Genomic DNA, 19,246 nt, shown 5'->3' on the forward strand with positions numbered 1-19,246 from the left:
CGCAGCCCCGCAGCCCCGCAGCCCTGCGCGCAGGGCTCGCACGAGGGTCAGTCGCGCGCGTCCACCCAGGTCGGACGTACGTCCTCGGCCGGCACGGTGCCGACCACGCCGCGCTCGCGCAGCACGTCTGCCGAGCGCCCGGCGGGCACGATCGCGACCGTCCCGGCCGACCGCGCCTGCACCCACGCGCGGTGGAAGTCGCTGCCCGGGGCGACCTCGGCGCGCCGCTGCGGCTGGCGCAGCAGGTCGACGTCGCACACCAGGCCCGGCCGCTCGGCGACGACGGGCCGGCGCAGCGCCGGGATGCACTCGGCCAGCGCCAGGGCCGCCGGCTTCGGCCGGTGGTCGACGGTGAACAGGCCGAGGTCGTACTCCCGGTCGGGGAAGTCGAGCAGGTCGCGCGACAGGTCGTGCGAGCACCACCAGGTCACGCCCCACAGGGCCGGGTTGGCGCCGACGTGCTCCAGCGTGCGGCGCACGAACGCGTCGGCCTCGCCCGCACCGATGTCGGGCAGCGGTGCGCCGATCTCCTGCAGCCACACCGGCCTTCGCGGGTCGGTCGCCGTCGCGGCGGCCAGCTCGACGAGGTAGTCGGCGTGCGTGGTCGTCGCGTCACCGAGCGGCCCGTCGATGCGCGAGACGCCGTTGAACACCCACGAGTGCACGGTGCTGAGGTCGCCGATCTCGGTGACGTCGGACGGCACGAACGGGTGGTCCGGGGCGTAGAACGCGTCGTCGAACAGCGAGTGCAGGACCAGCAGCTCGGGCGCGGCGGCCTTCGCGGTCGACACCAGCTCGCGCGCCCAGTCGGTCGAGGTCGCCGCGGTGGTCGCGTTGGCCGGCCACAGGTTGTTGACCTCGTTGCCGAGGGTCACCGCGAACACGTTGGGCCGCGTCGCGACCGCGCGCGTCACCGTCTCGACGTACGTCCGCAGCCCCGCTCGCACGTCGCGGTCCTCGAACACCGAGCGGCGGTGCCAGGTGAGCACCCACGAGGGCAGGAAGTCGAAGCTGGACAGGTGTCCCTGCAGCAGGTCGACGGACACGTCGAGCCCGGCCTCGGCGGCCAGGTCGATCACGGTGAGCAGGTCGTCGATCGCCCGCTGGCGGATCAGCCCGCGGTTGGGCTGCACCCACGGCCACACGGGGAAGACGCGCACGTGGTCCAGCCCGATGCCCGCCAGGTCGGCGAGGTCGCGGCGCACCGCGTCGGGGTCGAGGTCGAGCCAGCTGTAGAACCAGCCGCGCGAGGGCACGTAGTTCGCGCCGATCCGACGCGGGGCCGGGTCCGACGTGCTCGGAGGTGTCACGGGGGCTGCTCTCGTCCGGGGCTGGTGAACGCCCGAACCCTAAACCGCTTAAGCGGAGCGTGGCAACGGGTGCTCAGGAACGGCGTACGCGCGCGGTGCTCTCGCGCACCACGAGCGTGGGCGTGGGGTGCTGGTGCACCACCCGCTCGCCGGGCTCGTCGACCAGGCGCAGGATCAGCTCGCCGATCTCGCGGCCCCAGGCCTGAGTGTCGCGCGACAGCGCGGTCAGCGCGGGGTGGGTGAGCCGGGTCAGCAGCGAGTCGTCGAACGAGACGATCGAGACCTCGCCCGGCACGTCGACGCCCATCTCGAGCGCGACGCCGAGACCGGCCACGGCCATCACGTCGCTGTCGTAGACGATCGCCGTCGGCCGCTCGCGCGAGGCGAGCAGCCGGCGGGTGATGGCCGCTCCCTCGGTGTCGCTGAAGTCGGTGGGGATCGAGCGGCAGCGCAGGTCGAGCCGCTCGCGCGAGGACTCCAGCGCGGCGATCCGCCGCTGGGTGTGCCGGAACTGCTCGAGCCCCGCGACGTGCACGATGTCGTGGTGGCCGAGGGCTGCGAGGTAATCGATCGCCGACAGCATCGCCTCGGCGTCGTCGATCCAGGCGTACGACAGTGTCTCGCTGGGTTCGAGCGGTCCGCCGAGCACGAGCGAGGGCACCGACAGCTCGCCCAGCACGGCGGGGCGCGGGTCGTCGACGGTCAGGTCGAGCACCACGAAGCCGGCCACCCGCTGCTGCGCGGCCCAGTCGCGGTAGACCTCGATCTCGGCCTCGAGGCTGTCCACGATGAGCAGCTGCAGCGCGGTGCCGCGGGTCGACAGGCCCGCCTGCAGCCCGGAGAGCAGCTCGCCGAAGAACGGCTCGACGCCGAGGGTCTGCGCGGGGCGGGAGAGCACCAGGCCGACGGCGTCGGGGGCGGCGCGGCCGAGCGCGCGGGCCGCGCTGTGCGGGCGCCAGTGCATCTCGTCGGCGACCGCGAGGATGCGCGCGCGGGTCTGCTCGCTGACGCCCGGGCGGCCGTTGAGCGCGAACGACACCGCACCCTTGGACACGCCGGCGCGCGCGGCGATGTCGGCGATGGTCGGCCTGGCCACTCGTCCTCCCCGGGGTCGTGCTGGTCCAGTGCTGCAGGTGGCTGCGGCGAGCTCGCGGATCGGCGAGCGGTTTTGCGTGAAGTCCTTGACGGCGTACCGCGCTGTGGGGATAGTAGCGGACGACTAAACCGCTTAAGAACAGCGGACGACGAAGGAGTGGCCATCATGGGCGCAGGACGCCGGCACGGCATCGCGGCAGGGGCGATCGGGGTGGCGCTGGTGGCCACCGGTTGTGGCATCGGAGGCGGCGACGCGGGCAGCTCGGCGCAGCCGACCAGCAGCGTCACCGGCGAGGTCAAGGGCACGGTCTCGATCCAGACCTGGGCGCTGAAGCCGAAGTTCACCAAGTACATGCAGGGCGTGATCAGCGGCTTCGAGAAGGAGTACCCCGGGGTCAAGGTCAACTGGCTCGACCAGCCCGGCGACGGCTACTCCGACAAGGTGCTCAGCCAGGCCAGCTCGGGCACCCTGCCCGACGTCGTCAACCTGCCGCCCGACTTCGCGCTGCCGATGGTCAGGCAGAACATGCTGCTGGACGTCTCGACCCAGGACAGCAACCTCACCCGCGACTTCGTGCCCGGCGGGCTCGAGGCCTACCAGTACGCCGGCACCAAGGGCACCTTCGGCTACCCGTGGTACCTCGGCACCGACGTGAACTACTGGAACACGGCGATGCTCAAGCGCAACGGCATCAACACCGACCAGCTGCCGACCGACCTGGACAGCCTGATCAGCGCGGCCGGCACGGTGAAGACCAAGTCCGGCGGCAAGGACTACCTGATGAGCCGCAAGCCGGGCGTCGGCGACCTCGCGCAGGAGGGCATCCCGATCCTCAGCGAGGACGGCAAGAAGTTCGTCTTCAACACCCCGCAGGCGGTGGCGCTGCTGGACAAGTACCGGAAGGCGTACAGCGACGGGCTCATGCCGCGCGACGTGCTGTCCAGCAAGTACCTCGGCAACAGCGAGCTGTTCAACCAGCAGAAGGTCGGCTGGACCACCGGCGGCGGCAACACCATCCCGAGCATCGCCGAGTCGAACCCGACGCTGGCCAAGCAGGTCGTGCCGAGCAAGGCGTTCGGCACCGGCCCGCTGTACGTCCAGGGCCTGTCGGTCTCGTCCAAGAGCAAGAACCTGCCGGCCGCGATCGCGCTGGCGCGGTGGGTCACGAACCCGCAGAACCAGGCGCAGTTCGCCAAGGAGGTGCCCGGCGTCTTCCCGAGCACGACGGCCTCCAGCAAGGACCCGTTCTTCAGCAAGAGCGACGGCACGCCCGCGGGTGACGCCAAGGTCATGGCGTTCAACACCCTCAAGACCGCCAAGCTGCTGCAGCCGGTCGTCGTCGACTCGGCGATGGCCACCTTCATCGACCAGCAGTTCGCGCTCGCGATCTCGGGCAAGGTCAGCTCCAAGAAGGCGCTCGACGACGCCGTGAAGAAGTGCAACGAGCTGCTGAACAACGGCCAGGGAAGCTGAGGTGCGCTCCGGCTCGACCATCCAGCAGCAACGCTGGTTCACCCCCTGGCTGCTGGTCGCACCCGCCGTGGTGTGGCTGGTGGTGTTCAACATCTGGCCGGCGATCAACACCGTGTTCCTGGCGTTCACCGACGCCAAGCCGCTCGGCGGCGGTCAGCTCGTCGGGCTGGCCAACTTCGAGCGGATGCTGGACGACACCCAGCTCGCCCACGCCCTGCTCAACAGCGTGGTCTACATGCTGGTGTGCGTCCCGCTGCTGACCCTGCTGCCGCTGCTGCTCGCGCTGCTGGTGGAGAAGAAGCTGCCCGGGATCACCTTCTTCCGGACCGCGTTCTACACCCCGGTGATCGCCTCGGCCGTGGTCGTCGCGCTCATCTGGAACTGGATGCTCGACGACCGCGGCGCGATCAACTCCATCGCTCAGCAGCTCGGGATCCTCTCGGGCCCGCTGCCGTTCCTCAGCGACCGGTGGCTGCTGCTGCTCAGCGCGATCAGCCTCACGGTCTGGAAGGGCCTCGGCTACTACATGATCATCTACCTGTCGGCGCTCGGGAACGTGCCGCGCGAGCTGCACGAGGCGGCCGCCGTCGACGGCGCCGGCCCGGTCCGGCGGTTCCTGTCGGTCACCCTCCCCGGCGTGCGCGGCACGATGCTGCTCGTCACGATCCTGATCACCGTGTCGGCGCTGCGCATCTTCACCGAGCTCTACGTCATGACCAACGAGACCGGCGGCCCGGGTGGCTATGTCAGCTCGGTCGTCATGCTCATCCAGCTCTACAGCCGCGGCTTCAACGGCAACCTCGGCTACGCCTCGGCGCTGAGCCTGCTGCTGTTCTTCATCACGCTGGTGCCGATGCTGCTGCTGGCCCGGCTCAACCGGAAGGAGGGGCAGGCATGAGTGCCCCCACCGGCGTCGCCACCGTGACGCAGGGCGCCGAGCCGACCGAGCCGGGCACCGGCGGGGGCGGCGGACGCGCGAGCCGGCGACGGTCGTACTCCTTCAGCCGGATGTCCGGCAAGGAGATGGCGATCCGCTACGTCCTGCTCGTGGTGGTGCTGCTCATCACCATCGGGCCGTTCCTGTGGCAGCTGTCCACGTCGCTGAAGAGCCCGACCGAGGACGTCTACACGGCGACGCCGCGCTTCCTGCCGGAGTCGCCGACGCTGACCAACTACAGCGCGGTGGCCGAGACCATCCCGGTCTGGAACTACGCGCTGAACTCGATCATCGTCGCGGTGCTGGTCGTCGGCGGCAACGTGATCGGCGCGACCTGCGCGGGATACGCCCTCGCCCGGCTGGAGTGGAAGGGGCGCAAGCTGGTCTTCGGGCTGCTGCTCGCCACCCTGATCCTCCCCGGCGAGGCGACGATCATCGCGCAGTACGTCACCGTCCGCTCGATGGGTCTCGCCGACACCCTGCTCGGGGTCGCCCTGCCCGGGATGATCGGCATGCTCAACGTGCTGCTCATGCGGGTGGCGTTCGCGGCCATCCCCGAGGAGCTGGAGATGTCGGCCAAGATCGACGGGGCCAACGCCTGGCAGCGGCTGCGCTACATCGGGCTGCCGTCGGTGCGCGGGATGCTCAGCGTGATCTGCATCTTCGCGTTCATCGGGGCCTGGGACGACTTCCTGTGGCCGCTCATCGTGCTCACCGACCCGCAGAACTACACGCTCACCGTGGGCCTGCAGTACCTCTCCGGCGCGTTCACGCTCAACCCGCGGGTCATCGCCGCCGGCACGATGATCGCCTTCATCCCGATCGCGGTGCTGTTCGCCGTGCTGCAACGATTCTTCTTCAAGGGAGTCGAGGAAGGCGCGGTGAAGGGATGACCGGGATGACGCTGCCGGACACGCACTGGTTCGACGACGAGGGGCGCCGGCTGCTGGCCCTGGTGGGCCGCGCGGTCCACCCCGACGGCGGCTTCGGCTACCTCGACGACGCCAGCGAGCTCGACCCCTCCCGGCCGGTCGCCACCTGGATCACCTCCCGGATGACCCACGTGGCCGCGCTCGGCGCGCTGCACGGGTCGGGCGAGGCGCAGGACCTGGTCGACGTGGGCGTACGCGCGCTGACCGGGCCGCTGCGCGACGCCGAGCACGGGGGCTGGTTCTCCGACACCAGCCGCCCCGACCTGAAGGAGGCCTACGCCCACGCGTTCGTCGTGCTCGCGGCCGCGTCGGCCACCGGCGCCGGCCACCCCGACGGCCAGGCGCTGCTCGACGAGGCGCTGGCCGTGCTCGACCAGCGCTTCTGGGACGAGCAGGCCGGCATGTCGGTCGACGAGTGGGACGCCGCGTGGACCCGGCTCGACGACTACCGCGGCGTCAACGCCAACATGCACACGGTCGAGGCGCTGCTGGCCGCGGCCGACGTGACCGGCGACGCGGGGCTGCGCGAGCGGGCCGCGCGCATCACCGAGCGGGTCGTGCACGGCTTCGCGCGCGAGCACGACTGGCGCCTGCCCGAGCACTTCGACACCGGGTGGCGCCCGATCCTCGACTACAACGTCGACGAGCCGGGCCACCCGTTCCGCCCCTACGGCGTGACCATCGGGCACCTGCTGGAGTGGTCGCGGCTGGCGCTCGCGGTGCGCACCGCCCAGGGCGACGCGGCGGCCGACTGGCTGCTGCCCGACGCGATCAGCCTCTACGACGCCGGCGTGCAGCGCGGCTGGGCGGTCGACGGCGCCGACGGGTTCGTCTACACCACCGACTTCCACGACCGGCCGGTCGTGCGCGAGCGGATGCACTGGGTGCTGGCCGAGGCCACCGCCACCGCCGCGGTGCTGCACCGGGCGACGGGGGAGCAGCGCTACCTCGACGACGGCGCCCGCTGGTGGGACTACGCCCGCACCCACCTCATCGACCCCACCGACGGGTCGTGGGTGCACGAGCTCGGCCCCGACAACCAGCCGTCGGCCACGGTCTGGCCGGGCCGGCCCGACATCTATCACGCCTACCAGGCGTCGGTGCTGCCGCTGCTGCCCGACGCCGCCAGCTTCGTCGGCGCGGCTCGGCCCCGGTGGTGACGGCGGCGACCCGCGGCTCCGGTCCCGCGGCAGCGGTCGCGGCGCGCCCGGGCACCGGCCTGACCCGCCCCGACCCGTGGCTGGTCGAGGTCCCGCCCGGCGAGGGCGTGCAGCGCGTGCTGCTGCCCGGCGTGCTCGCCGGGACCGAGCTCGAGGCCGGCACGCAGCTGTGCTGGACGGTCTTCCCCGAGGGGACCGATGATCTCGAGTCCCGTTGGGACGCAACGGCTCTCGCGGTCGACCTGCTGCTCGACGACGGCACCTGGCTGAGCGCGTCCGGTGCGCTGGACCAGTACGCCGGCGCCGTCGACCCGGCCGCGCAGGCCGCCGCGCGGCGCACCTGGGTCGACCAGTGGAACCTGCGCCGGGTCATGCTCGACCCGGTGGCCGGTCGCCGGGTGCGGGAGGCGTACGCCGTCGTGGTGGCCTCGCCGCGGCGCGCGCTGCGCTCGCACGTCGACGAGGTGGCGGTGCGGCCCGTGCCCGCGATCGAGCCCGGGCTCGGCAGCGTCGACACCCGTCGCGGCTCGCACTCCTCCGACCGGTTCTCCCGCGGCAACAACGCGCCGCTCGTCGGACTGCCGCACGGCGGGGTCTTCGGGCTGCCGACGACCGACGCGACGAGCCGGTCCTGGCCCTACTCCTGGGCCGGCCACCTGCGCGACGACGCGCGACCGGCACTGCAGGCGTTCGCCACCTCGCACCTGCCGAGCCCGTGGATGGGTGACCGCGGGGTGTTCCAGGTGATGCCGAGCGCCTCGACCGACCCCGACGTGTCGCCGCAGGGGCGGGCCCTGGGGTTCGACCACGCCGACGAGCACGCCGGGCCGCACCGCTACGCCGTGCGGCTCGACGGCGGTGTCACCGCCGAGCTCACCGCCGGCGAGCACGCCCTCGGCATGCGGTTCGGCCTCCCCGGCGAGCAGGGGTCGCTGGTGCTCGACCACCACGGCACCGTGACCGAGGTGCAGGTGGCGGTGCGCGACGGCGTGGCCGTCGTCGAGCTGCGGCTGGACGACCGCGAGGGCACCCCGCCGCACTTCGTGCACCTGCGCGTCGCGGGCGCGGTCGCCGAGCGGCTGACGGTCGAGGACGGCCGGCTGCAGGGCTCCGTCATGGTGCGTCCCGACGCCCGCGGCCAGGTGGAGGCCGGGCTCGGCATCTCCACCGTCGACGTCACCCAGGCCCGCGAGAACCTTTCTGCCGCAGGCGATTTCGACCAGATGTGCGGTGCCGCCGAGGCCGCGTGGCGCGAGCGTCTCGCGACGGTCGAGGTCGCCGGCGAGACCGCCGACCAGCAGGTGTCGCTCGCCTCCGGGCTCTACCGGTCGTTCCTCTATCCCAACCGGATGGGCGAGCGGGCCGGCCGCGACGAGCCGGCCTTCGCCTCGCCCTATCCGCCGTTCGAGGTCACCGCGGGCGAGGTGAGCACGACCAACGGGTTCTGGGACACCTACCGCACCGAGTGGCCGCTCCTCGCGCTGCTCGAGCCCGGCACGGCCGGCGAGCTGGCGCAGGGTTTCGTGCGGCACGCCGACCTGTGCGGCTGGACGCCGCGCTGGAGCGCGCCCGGCGCCGAGGACTGCATGACCGGCACGACCCTCGACGTGGTCCTCGCCGACCTCGCGCTCAGGGGGGTGCCCGGGATCGACCTGCGGGCGGCGTACGACACCGTGCTGAAGAACGCGACCGTGCCCGCCGACGACCAGCGCGTGGGCCGAAAAGGCTTGTCGTGCGGGATCTTTCGCGGCTACATCGACACCGCCACCCACGAAGGCATGTCGTGGACGCTCGACAACGCGATCAACGACTGGGGTGGTGCGCAGCTGGCGGCCCGGCTCGTCGGTGACGGCGCGACCGACGACGCCGACCACGACTGGGCCGCCGAGCACGAGTACCTCGCGCGCCGGTCACTGTCGTACGCCCTCGTCTTCGACCAGGACAGCGGATTCTTCCGCGGGCGCGAGGCCGACGGGGCCTGGCGACCGGGCTTCGACCCGGCCGAGTGGGGCCACGACTACACCGAGACCAACGCGTGGGGCACCCGGTTCACCGCGCCGCACGACGGGGCGGGGTTGGTGCGGCTCTACGACGGCGAGGAGCGGTTCGGTGCGGCGCTCGACGCGCTGCTCGCGACCCCCGAGACGGCCGCCGAATCCCTCTCCGGTCACTACGGATTCGTGATCCACGAGATGGCCGAGGCGCGCGACGTGCGCCTGGGCATGCTGGGGCTGTCCAACCAGCCGGCGCACCACATCCCGTTCATGTACATGTTCGCCGGACGCCACGACGACGCCCACGCGGTCGTGCGCGACTGTCTCGACCGCCTCTTCGTCGGGTCCGACCTGGGCCAGGGATACCCCGGCGACGAGGACAACGGCGAGATGAGTGCGTGGTGGACCTTCGCGACCGTCGGCCTCTACCCGCTGGTCCCGGCCACCGGCACGTTCGTGCTGCTGCCGCCCGCGGTGCCGCAGACCCGCATCCGGCCGCTCGGCGGCGACGCGGTCACCACGATCACGGTGCCCGACTTCGACCCGGCGGCGCGGTTCGTGCGCGCGGTGCGCGTCGACGGCGAGCCGTGGCACGAGATCACCCTCCCGCACGAGGTGCTGGCCCGCGGCTCGCGCATCGAGTTCGACCTGGCACGCACCCCGCAGGGCTGGGCGCGCGACAGCCGCCCGCCGTCGGCCTCCCAGCTGCACGGCTTCCGCACCCCGCCGGCCGACCTCGCCGCGGCGGCCTCCGGGGTGGCGGGCGCAGCGGCGCTCGTCGACGACGCAGCCGACCACGACGTACGCCTTCGCCCGGGTGACGCGGTCACCGTGCGTCTGTCCGAACCGTCGCCGATCTCGTTGCTGTCGTTGACGATCGGCGAGCCGGCGACGATCTCGCTCGCCGTGGAGGTGCTCGCCGGAGACACCGTGGTGCAGCGCACCGAGCTGCGTGACGCCCGCTTCCGCTGGACCCGTCAGACGCGGGTCTTCTCCCTGGACGGCGCGGGCGGCGCCGCCACGGGCGTACGCCTGACCGCCCTGGAAGACTGCAGCCTGCGACAGGTCGAGGTGCTCGCCGCCGACCCGTCGCGGGCGGACAACCCCGACCTCGACACCACCCAGGAGCAGCACCGTGCACGATGACATCTCGCTCACCGTCGGCCGCGTCCGGCGAGTCCTGACCGAGCGGGTGTGGCCCGCGGTGCACCCCGAGTCGCAGCCGCTGACCGTCGAGGTGCACCAGCTGCCCGGCGAGCCCGTGCCGCCGGCCGAGGGTCTCGAGCTGGACTACGAGCCCTACTCCGTCGGCATCCCGTGGGGCCCGGCGTGGGGCACCACCTGGTTCCGGCTCACCGGCACCGTCCCGCAGGAGTGGGCGGGCCGGCGCGTCGAGGTCGTGGTCGACCTCGGCTTCGACACCAACATGACCGGCTTCCAGTGCGAGGGTCTGGTCTATCGCCCCGACCTGACGCCGGTGAAGTCGCTGAACCCGCGCAACCAGTGGGTGCTCGTGGCCGACCCGGCCGAGGGCGGCGAGACCGTCGAGCTGTTCGTCGAGGGCGCGAGCAACCCGGTGCTGCTGGACTACCACCCCTTCCTGCCGACGCAGGAGGGCGACGTCCAGACCTCCTCGCCGAAGCCGCTCTACACCACGCGCCGGATGGACCTGGCCGTCTTCGACGCCGAGGTGCACGAGCTCGCCCTCGACCTCGAGGTGCTCTTCGAGCTGCAGGCCGAGCTGCCCGAGGGCCCGCGCCGCATGCGCGTCCTCCAGGCGCTCGACGACGCGCTGGATCGCCTTGACCTGCAACGCATCTCGCAGACCGCGCCCGACGCGCGCGCCGCGCTGCGCGGGGTGCTCGACCAGCGCTCCGACGCCAGCGCCCACCAGATCTCGGCCATCGGCCACGCGCACATCGACTCGGCCTGGCTGTGGCCGGTGCGCGAGACGATCCGCAAGGTCGCCCGCACCACCTCCTCGATGACCGCGCTCATCGACGAGACCGACGACTTCCGCTACGGCATGTCCAGCGCCCAGCAGTACGCCTGGATCAAGGAGCACCGCCCCGAGGTCTGGCAGCGGGTCAAGGACGCCGTGGCCGCCGGCCGGTTCGTGCCGCTCGGCGGCATGTGGGTCGAGAGCGACACCGTGATGCCGTCGGGCGAGTCGCTGGTGCGCCAGTTCCTCTACGGCCAGCGGTTCTTCGAGACCGAGCTCGGCGTGCGCACCCACGGCGTGTGGCTGCCCGACAGCTTCGGCTACTCGCCGGCGCTGCCGCAGCTGGTGCGCCGCGCCGGCTTCGACTGGTTCTTCACCCAGAAGATCTCCTGGAACCAGGTCAACAAGTTCCCGCACCACACGTTCTGGTGGGAGGGCATCGACGGCTCCCGGGTGTTCAGCCACTTCCCGCCGATGGACACCTACAACTCCCAGCTGTCCGGCTCCGAGGTCGCCAAGGCCTCGACCCAGTTCCGCGAGAACCGGGTCGCCACCGGCTCGATCGCCCCCGTCGGCTGGGGCGACGGCGGCGGCGGCACCACCCGCGAGATGGTCGGCAAGGCGCAGCGGCTGGCCGACCTCGAGGGCAGCGCGCAGGTGCGCTGGGAGCACCCCGACGACTTCTTCGCCCGCGCCCGCGAGGAGCTGGCCGACGCGCCGGTCTGGGTGGGCGAGCTCTACCTCGAGCTGCACCGCGCCACCCTCACCTCGCAGCACAAGACCAAGCAGGGCAACCGGCGCACCGAGCACCTGCTCGTCGAGGCCGAGCTGTGGGCGGTGACCGCCGCGGCGCGCGCCGGGCTGGACTACCCCCACGACGAGCTCGACGCCCTGTGGCACCAGGTGCTGCTGCAGCAGTTCCACGACATCCTCCCCGGCACCTCGATCGCCTGGGTGCACCGCGAGGCCGTGGCGCAGTACGCCCGGGTCACCGCCGCCGCCGAGGCGATCGTCGCCCGCTCGCTCGAGGCGCTCACCGGGGCAGGCGAGACCGCGCTGCTCGCCAACGCGAGCTCGTACGCCATCGACGGCACCCCCGCCGGCGGCGTCGGCCTGCTCGACGCGCCGGCCGCGGACGGCACCGCGCTGGAGGAGCGCGACGGCGGGTTCGTGCTCGACAACGGCGTCGTGCGCGTCGTCGTCACGGGCGAGGGGCTGATCACCTCGGCCGTCGACGTGGCGACCGGCCGCGAGGCGATCGCGCCCGGCGGCGAGGCCAACCTGCTGCAGCTGCACCAGGACTTCCCGAACCTGTGGGACGCGTGGGACGTCGACCGCTTCTACCGCAACCGGGTGACCGACCTGCGCGACGTCGAGAGCATCGCCGGGGAGGTCGTCGACGGCGTCGCCACCGTGACCATCGAGCGGGCCATCACGCCGGAATCTACTGTGCGACAAGCACTTTCGCTGGCGCCCGGCAGCCGCACGCTGACCGTCGACCAGACCACCGACTGGCACGAGACCGAGAAGTTCCTCAAGGTCGCCTTCCCGCTCGACGTGCGCGCCGAGCACACCGCGGCCGAGACCCAGTTCGGCCACCACAAGCGCGTCACGCACACCAACACCTCGTGGGAGGCCGCGAAGTTCGAGGTGTCGATGCACCGCTTCGTGCTGGTCGAGGAGCGCGGCTTCGGGGTGGCGCTGGTCAACGACTCGACCTACGGCTACGACGTGACGCGCGACGTCACCGACGACGGACCGACCACCACGCTGCGGCTGTCGCTGCTGCGCGCGCCGCGCTTCCCCGACCCCGAGACCGACCAGGGCGAGCAGACCCACCGCTACGGCCTGGTCGTCGGCGCCGACGCCGCGATCGCCGCGCGCGAGGGCGAGGTGCTCAACACCCCGGCCCGCGAGATCACCGGCGGCGAGCCGGTCGCGCCGATCGTCGAGGTCGACGGCGAGGGCGTGGTCCGCACCGCGGTGAAGCAGGCCGCCGACCGTTCCGGCGACCTGGTCGTCCGGGTGCACGAGGCCCTCGGTGGTCGCACGCGCGGGCGGGTCCGGTTCGCCGTGCCGGCCACGGACGTACGCCGGGCGAACCTGCTCGAAGAACCGCTCCCCGACGCCGGCCTCGAGCCCGACGCCGACGGCTGGGTCTCCTTCGACCTGGGCGCCTTCGAGGTCGCCACCCTGCGCGCCACCCCGCCCCCCCACGACCTGACCCAGCCACCCCCGGCCCCCCACCACCTGACCCCCACCACCTAACCCCCCCGTCGGGCATGAAACCGGGTTACGTGCATCTGACCCCAATGCATTGAGGTCAAACGCACCTAACCGGGTTTCATGCGCCGGTCAGGGCCTGCTGGCCGGCCCCCGCGACCTCACCCGCGAGGATGGCGTCATGGACGCGCAGATGTGGGAGCAGCGGTGGGCCGAGGGACGGATCGGCTTCCACCAGCAGACGGTCACGCCTCAGCTCGAGCAGCACTGGCCCAGGCTCGGCGTGCCGGCCGGCGCGCGGGTCTTCGTGCCGCTGGCCGGCAAGAGCCTCGACATGGTCTGGCTGGTCGAGCACGGCCACCCGGTGCTCGGCGTCGAGCTGTCCCAGCTGGCGATCGACCAGTTCTTCGCCGAGCGTGGGCTGCAGCCCGACGTGCACGAGTCGGCGTACGGCGTGCACCACGTCGCCGGGCACTACGAGCTGATCCGCGGCGACGTCTTCGACCTCGACGTGGCCGGCCTCGGCAGTTGCGCGGCGGTCTTCGACCGGGCGGCGCTCATCGCGCTGCCCGCCGACGAGCGGCCCCGCTACGCGCGGCTGTTCGATCACCTCGCGCCCGGCACCCGCGGCCTGGTCGTCACCCTCGACTACGACCAGTCCCGCATGGACGGCCCGCCGTTCTCGGTGCCCGAGCCCGAGGTCGACCGGCTGTACGCCCCCGCCTGGCAGGTGGACCGACTCGAGCGGTCCGTGGACGAGCCCGAGCCGCGCCTCGCCCGGGCCGGCCTGACCGAGCTGGCGACGACGACGTACGCCCTCACCCACCACTGACCGGCTACGCGCCCCCCGTCGGGCATGAAACCGGGTTACGTGCATCTGACCCCAATGCATTGAGGTCAAACGCACGTAACCCGGTTTCATGCGTTGGTCTCGATACGGCCCACTCGTTCCTCGCGGGCCTACTCGACCAGCTCAGCCGCGCTTGACCGCCGCCAGCAGCATGTTGGCGACGTCGACCACCTCGACGTCCTCACGCGCCTGCCCGTCGGACTGCTGGGCGGTGAGGCCGTCGGTGAGCATCACGCGGCAGAACGGGCAGCCGATGGCGATCCGGTCGGCGCCCGTCGCGACCGCCTCGGCGGTGCGGTCGAGGTTGATGCGGTTGCCGAGCTTCTCCTCCATCCACATGCGCGCGCCGCCGGCGCCGCAGCAGAACGAGGTCTCGCCCGACCGCTCCATCTCGCGGTACTCCACCCCCGGCAGCGCGCCGATCAGCTCGCGCGGCGGGGCGTACACCCCGTTGTGCCGGCCGAGGTAGCACGGGTCGTGGTAGGTCACGCTCGGCGCGGTCGAGGCGGCGCCGGAGGTGTCGGCCTCGTCGGGGCGCGCGACCGGCGTCAGCTTCTTCTCGCGCACGAGGCGGTTGAGCAGCTGCGTGTGGTGCACGACCTCGTAGGACCCGCCGAGCTGGGGGTACTCGTTCTTGATCGTGTTGAAGCAGTGCGCGCAGGTCACGACGATCTTGGTCGCCCCGACCTCGCCCAGCGTCTCGACGTTCTGCTGCGCGAGCATCTGGAAGAGCATCTCGTTGCCCGCGCGCCGCGCCGGGTCGCCGGTGCAGGTCTCGCCGTCGCCGAGCACCGCGAACTCCACGCCCGCGGTGTGCAGCAGCTCGGCCACCGCGCGCGTGGTCTTCTTCGCGCGGTCCTCGTACGCCCCCGCGCACCCGACCCAGAACAGCCACTCGACGTCCGTGGCCGACTCGACGGCGTTGCTGCCCGCGCCCCCGATGACCTTGACGTCGAACGGCAGGTCCTTGGCCCAGTCCATCCGCGCCCGCGCGGACATGCCCCACGGGTTCTGCTTGTTCTCCAGGTTCTTGAACAGCCCGCCGAGCTCGGTCGGGAACGCCGACTCCAGCAGCACCTGGTGGCGGCGCATGTCGACGATGTGGTCGACGTGCTCGATGTCGACCGGGCACTGCTCGACGCACGCCCCGCACGTGGTGCACGACCACAGGACGTCCTCGTCGACCACGGCGCCGGCACCGCTCACGCCGAGCGGGTCGTACGCCGTCAGCGGCGAGCCGATGTCGTAGCCGGTCTGCCCGACGAGACTGAGCTCGGCGACCTGCGCCGTCTGCGAGCCCTGGGCCTCCTCGACCGCCACGGTCGAACCCGCCTGTGCCGCCTGCAGATACGGCGCCTTGGCGCTGGCGTGGTCGCGCAGCGTCATCATCAGTAGCTTGGGCGACAGCGGCTTCTCGGTGTTCCACGCCGGGCACTGGCTCTGGCAGCGGCCGCACTCGGTGCAGGTGGAGAAGTCGAGCAGGCCCTTCCAGGTGAACTGCTCGACGGCGCCGACGCCCAGCTTCGGCTCGGCCTCGCTCTCGTCGTCCATCAGCTCGTCGAGGTTGTCGAAGTCGACCGGCTTGCCGTCGATCTGCATCGGCGCCAGGGCACCCAGCGAGGTGCGCCCGTCGGCGTGCCGCTTGAAGAAGATGTTGAAGAACGCCAGGAAGCGGTGCCAGGCGACGCCCATCGTGGTGTTCAGCGAGATGGTGATCATCCAGGCGAACGAGATGACGATCTTGATCGTCGCGATGACGACGATGAGCTGCTCCAGCGACGTCTGCGACAGCCCGCTGAACGCCTCGCCGACGGGGAAGGTCAGCGGGTAGTGCGCGATGGCGTTGACGTCCTCGGTCTTGCTCTGCAGGGCGTACTCCAGGCCGCGCAGGGTCAGGATGCACAGCATCACGCCGAGGATGGTCAGCTCGACGTAGTAGGCCTGCCAGAACGTCGACCCGAAGAAGCGCGAGCGGCGCTCGGTCGGGACCCGGCCCGGGTGGTTCTTGCGGCGCACGGCCATCAGCACGACGATCCCGACGATGCCGGAGATCGTGAGGATGTCGGTGATCCACTCGTACACCGGGAAGTGGCCGATCAGCGGGATCGCGAAGTGCGGGTCGAAGATCTGCCCGAACGCCGTCAGCAGCGTGAAGAACAGGAAGCCGAACGCGATCATCGTCACCCAGTGCGCCGCCGACACGATGCGGATGCGCGACATGCGGGTGTGGCCGAGGAACTCGCGCAGCAGGGTGCGGGTGCGCTCGCCCTTGTGGTCGCCGCGGTTCTCGGGCTGGCCGAGGCGGAAGGTGGCCAGGATGCGGCGCACGGCGCGGACCATCAGCGCGATGCCGACGGCGGTGATGCCCAGCGCGATGACGGCGCAGACGATCTGGAGCGGGGTCATGCGCGCAGTCTAACGATGGGTTACCCGCTGGTAACGTTCCCGGCTCGTCTGCCGGTCGCGGATCGAGATTGACGGGCGGGCCGCACGCACCTGAGGGTGGGGCGCGTGAACGAACCCCGCCTCGTGCTCGGCGCGATGTATTTCGGAACCCGCCTCGACGACCGCGCCAGCTTCGCGCTGCTCGACCGGTTCGTCGCGGCCGGTGGCCGCTGGATCGACACGGCCAACTGCTACTCCTTCTGGGAGGACCCCTCCGGCCTCGGCGGCCAGAGCGAGGAGGTCATCGGTCGCTGGCTGCGGGCCAACCCGGGCGCGGACGTGCGCCTCAGCACCAAGGTCGGCGTGCAGCCGACGGTCCCGCACGGTCACCCCGAGCACGACGAGGGCCTGTCGCGCCAGGCGGTGCGGGCGGGGCTCGCGCTCAGCCTCGAGCGGCTCGGCGTCGAGCGCATCGACCGTTACTGGGCGCACCCGGAGGACCTGCGCGAGCCGATCGACCAGGTCGGCGTGACCTTCGGTGAGCTGGTGCGCGACGGGCTGGTCGACGAGGTCGCGATCTGCAACAACCCGACCTGGGCCGTGGAGCGCGCCCGGGCCGCCGCGCAGGCCGCGGGCCTGGCGCCGTTCGCGGGGTTGCAGCTGCGCCACTCCTACCTGCAGCCCAAGCCCGGCGTGGTCGTCGAGGGGCAGGACTGGCGCTTCGGCATGGTGACGCCGGAGACGGTCGACTACGTCGCGCGGAACGACCTCGACCTGTGGGTCTACACCGCGCTGCTGCTCGGGGCGTACGACCGCGACGACCGGCCGTTCACGCCGGCCTACCAGCACGAGGGCAACGCGGCCCGGCTGCAGGTGCTGGGCGAGGTGGCGGCCGAGGTCGGCGCCAGCAAGGGGCAGGTGGTGCTCGCCTGGCTCGCCGGCGGCGAGGTGCCGATGCTGCCGATCCTCGGCGGCAGCAAGCCCGAGCAGCTCGACAGCGCGCTCGCGGGCGTGCGGCTGGAGCTGACCGCCGACCAGCGGGCGCGGCTCGACGCCGCCGGCTGAGCAGGCGCCGCCCGGCGAGGGCGTACCGACGGTGCTGAAGCGCGGTTTGAGCGCTCTGACTCCGCTGCAGCACGGTCAAAGCGCTGAAACGCGGTTTCGGCGCCCGGGGGTGCCCGGGTGCCGGACTCACCCGGCGGCCGCCACCTCGGAGGGAATAACCTGGCGTTGGAGTTCGTATAAGCCTTTGCCGGTCTTGGCGTACGCCGGCCGCACCGACCCCAAGGAGCATGCCCGTGCCCATCCTCGACGACGTCACCCAGTCCATCGGCCAGACGCCGCTGGTGCGGATCAACCGGATCATCAGCGCCGAGACCGGCGCCGCCGACGGCGTGACCGTCGCCGGCAAGCTGGAGTTCGCCAACCCCGCCGCCTCGGTCAAGGACCGCATCGGTGCCGCGATCGTCGAGGCCGCCGAGAAGTCCGGCGAGCTGAAGCCGGGCGGCACGATCGTCGAGGCCACCTCGGGCAACACCGGCATCGCGCTCGCGATGGTCGGGGCGGCCAAGGGATACCGCGTCGTGCTGGCCATGCCCGAGACGATGAGCAAGGAGCGCCGCGCCCTGCTGCGCGCGTTCGGCGCCGAGCTGGTGCTGACCCCCGGCTCGGAGGGCATGAAGGGCGCGGTCGCCAAGGCCCAGGAGCTCGCCACGGAGGAGGGCGCGGTGCTGGCCCGGCAGTTCGCCAACGAGGCCAACCCCGAGGTGCACCGCCGCACGACCGCCGAGGAGATCTGGAACGACACCGACGGCGCCGTCGACATCGTCGTGAGCGGCATCGGCACCGGCGGCACCATCACCGGCGTCGGCCAGGTGCTCAAGGAGCGCAAGCCCGAGGTGCAGATGATCGCCGTCGAGCCGGCCGAGTCGCCGATCCTCAACGGCGGCGAGCCCGGCCCGCACAAGATCCAGGGCATCGGTGCCAACTTCGTGCCCGACATCCTCGACCGCGAGATCTACGACGAGGTCATCGACATCGACTTCCCGACCTCGGTGGAGTGGGCCCGCAAGGCGGCCACCCAGGAGGGCCTGCTGGTCGGCATCTCCTCCGGCACCGCGCTCGCGGCCGCCGCGCAGGTCGCCGCCCGCCCGGAGAACGCCGGCAAGACGATCGTCGTGATCATCCCCAGCTTCGGCGAGCGCTACCTGTCCACGCTGCTGTTCGAGGGTCTTGTTGACTGATGGCCATGGGCACCCACCTCCTGACGGGGAAGACCGACGACCGGCGTCCGCTGGCGCGGCTGCGCCGAGCCGTGGACGACGTACGCTCGGGGCTGCGCGACGACGTCGACGCGGCTCTGCTGCGTGACCCGGCCGCCGGATCCTCGCTGGAGGTGGTGCTCACCTCGCCCGGGCTGCACGCCGTCTGGGCGCACCGGGTCGCCCACCGGATGTGGCAGCGCGGTGACCGCTGGCGCATCCCTGCGCGGCTCGTGGCGCACGCGTCGCGCGCTGCCACCGGCGTCGAGATCCACCCCGGCGCCACCATCGGGCAGCGCTTCTTCATCGACCACGGCATGGGGGTCGTCATCGGCGAGACCGCGGAGGTCGGCGACGACGTGATGCTCTATCACGGCGTCACGCTCGGCGGCCGCTCGATGGAGCGGGTCAAGCGACACCCCACGATCGCCGACGGCGTGACGATCGGTGCCGGCGCGCGCATCCTCGGCCCCGTCACGATCGGCGAACGCACCCAGGTGGGCGCCAACGCCGTGGTGGTCAAGGACGTCCCGCGCGACTCGGTCGCCGTCGGCATCCCCGCCACGGTGCGCACCTCCGCCCCCGCAGAGGACCCCTACGCCGACCCCGCGCTGTACATCTAGTCCTTTTGGCCTCGGTTCCTCCTCCGCCAGCCCGGCCCTGCCTACTGATTACCTCGGTTC

At 71.9% G+C, this 19,246-nt stretch carries 13 protein-coding genes; 10 read left to right on the forward strand and 3 right to left on the reverse strand.

Annotation, left to right across the window (positions count from 1 at the left end):
• Window positions 1-47: 47 nt before the first annotated feature.
• Both FB554_RS16230 and FB554_RS16235 read right to left on the reverse strand, forming a co-directional pair.
• On the reverse strand, window positions 48-1,310 hold the full coding sequence (locus FB554_RS16230) for a glycoside hydrolase 5 family protein (protein ID WP_211344692.1): 1,263 nt from the start codon (window positions 1,308-1,310) through the stop codon (window positions 48-50).
• 73 nt (window positions 1,311-1,383) lie between these two features.
• Window positions 1,384-2,406, reverse strand: coding sequence for a LacI family DNA-binding transcriptional regulator (locus FB554_RS16235; RefSeq protein ID WP_142007719.1), 1,023 nt, complete (start codon window positions 2,404-2,406; stop codon window positions 1,384-1,386).
• Window positions 2,407-2,571: 165 nt separating this feature from the next.
• Here FB554_RS16235 and FB554_RS16240 point away from each other — a divergent pair, with 165 nt between their 5' ends.
• From FB554_RS16240 to FB554_RS16270, 7 genes are all read left to right on the forward strand, one after another.
• Entirely contained in the window at window positions 2,572-3,879 is a 1,308-nt protein-coding gene (locus FB554_RS16240; protein ID WP_142007720.1) for an ABC transporter substrate-binding protein, read from the forward strand.
• A gap of 1 nt (window position 3,880) precedes the next feature.
• Window positions 3,881-4,777 (forward strand): carbohydrate ABC transporter permease, encoded by an 897-nt coding sequence (locus FB554_RS16245; protein ID WP_236022181.1) that lies wholly within the window; start codon window positions 3,881-3,883, stop codon window positions 4,775-4,777.
• The gene (locus FB554_RS16250) at window positions 4,774-5,709 is read left to right on the forward strand and encodes a carbohydrate ABC transporter permease (RefSeq protein ID WP_211344693.1); all 936 of its coding nucleotides are present in this window, start codon (window positions 4,774-4,776) and stop codon (window positions 5,707-5,709) included. The genes FB554_RS16245 and FB554_RS16250 overlap by 4 nt, the downstream gene beginning before the upstream one ends.
• A gap of 5 nt (window positions 5,710-5,714) precedes the next feature.
• Window positions 5,715-6,908: an AGE family epimerase/isomerase gene (locus FB554_RS17450; protein WP_211344694.1), complete on the forward strand. Its 1,194-nt coding sequence runs from the start codon at window positions 5,715-5,717 to the stop codon at window positions 6,906-6,908.
• Complete coding sequence (locus FB554_RS16260; protein WP_236022182.1) at window positions 6,905-10,048, forward strand: GH92 family glycosyl hydrolase; 3,144 nt, start codon at window positions 6,905-6,907, stop codon at window positions 10,046-10,048. Before FB554_RS17450 ends, FB554_RS16260 begins: the two co-directional genes overlap by 4 nt.
• A complete protein-coding gene (locus FB554_RS16265) occupies window positions 10,038-13,112 on the forward strand; it encodes an alpha-mannosidase (RefSeq protein ID WP_142007723.1) in 3,075 nt (1,024 codons plus the stop codon). Before FB554_RS16260 ends, FB554_RS16265 begins: the two co-directional genes overlap by 11 nt.
• A gap of 136 nt (window positions 13,113-13,248) precedes the next feature.
• The gene (locus FB554_RS16270) at window positions 13,249-13,899 is read left to right on the forward strand and encodes a thiopurine S-methyltransferase (RefSeq protein WP_142007724.1); all 651 of its coding nucleotides are present in this window, start codon (window positions 13,249-13,251) and stop codon (window positions 13,897-13,899) included.
• A gap of 141 nt (window positions 13,900-14,040) precedes the next feature.
• Here the strand turns inward: FB554_RS16270 and FB554_RS16275 are convergent, their stop codons facing one another.
• Window positions 14,041-16,323 (reverse strand): (Fe-S)-binding protein, encoded by a 2,283-nt coding sequence (locus tag FB554_RS16275; protein ID WP_142007725.1) that lies wholly within the window; start codon window positions 16,321-16,323, stop codon window positions 14,041-14,043.
• A gap of 105 nt (window positions 16,324-16,428) precedes the next feature.
• On the opposite strand from FB554_RS16275, the gene FB554_RS16280 reads away from it, so the two are divergent.
• The 3 genes from FB554_RS16280 to epsC all read left to right on the forward strand — a co-directional run bounded on the left by FB554_RS16280 (window position 16,429) and on the right by epsC (window position 19,186).
• Complete coding sequence (locus FB554_RS16280; protein ID WP_142007726.1) at window positions 16,429-17,367, forward strand: aldo/keto reductase; 939 nt, start codon at window positions 16,429-16,431, stop codon at window positions 17,365-17,367.
• Window positions 17,368-17,600: 233 nt separating this feature from the next.
• Window positions 17,601-18,545, forward strand: a complete 945-nt coding sequence (gene cysK / locus FB554_RS16285; RefSeq protein ID WP_211344695.1) for a cysteine synthase A — start codon at window positions 17,601-17,603, stop codon at window positions 18,543-18,545.
• The gene (gene epsC / locus FB554_RS16290) at window positions 18,545-19,186 is read left to right on the forward strand and encodes a serine O-acetyltransferase EpsC (RefSeq protein WP_420809474.1); all 642 of its coding nucleotides are present in this window, start codon (window positions 18,545-18,547) and stop codon (window positions 19,184-19,186) included. The genes cysK and epsC overlap by 1 nt, the downstream gene beginning before the upstream one ends.
• Window positions 19,187-19,246: the final 60 nt, after the last annotated feature.

Source organism: Barrientosiimonas humi, from assembly GCF_006716095.1.
Lineage (GTDB): Bacteria > Actinomycetota > Actinomycetes > Actinomycetales > Dermatophilaceae > Barrientosiimonas > Barrientosiimonas humi.

Coding starts and splice junctions, on each gene's coding strand:
- FB554_RS16240 (WP_142007720.1), top strand. CDS start 2,572: ATGGGCGCAGGACGCCGGCACGGCATCGCGGCAGGGGCGATCGGGGTG.
- FB554_RS16250 (WP_211344693.1), top strand. CDS start 4,774: ATGAGTGCCCCCACCGGCGTCGCCACCGTGACGCAGGGCGCCGAGCCG.
- FB554_RS17450 (WP_211344694.1), top strand. CDS start 5,715: ATGACGCTGCCGGACACGCACTGGTTCGACGACGAGGGGCGCCGGCTG.
- FB554_RS16270 (WP_142007724.1), top strand. CDS start 13,249: ATGGACGCGCAGATGTGGGAGCAGCGGTGGGCCGAGGGACGGATCGGC.
- FB554_RS16275 (WP_142007725.1), bottom strand. CDS start 16,323: ATGACCCCGCTCCAGATCGTCTGCGCCGTCATCGCGCTGGGCATCACC.
- epsC (WP_420809474.1), top strand. CDS start 18,545: ATGGCCATGGGCACCCACCTCCTGACGGGGAAGACCGACGACCGGCGT.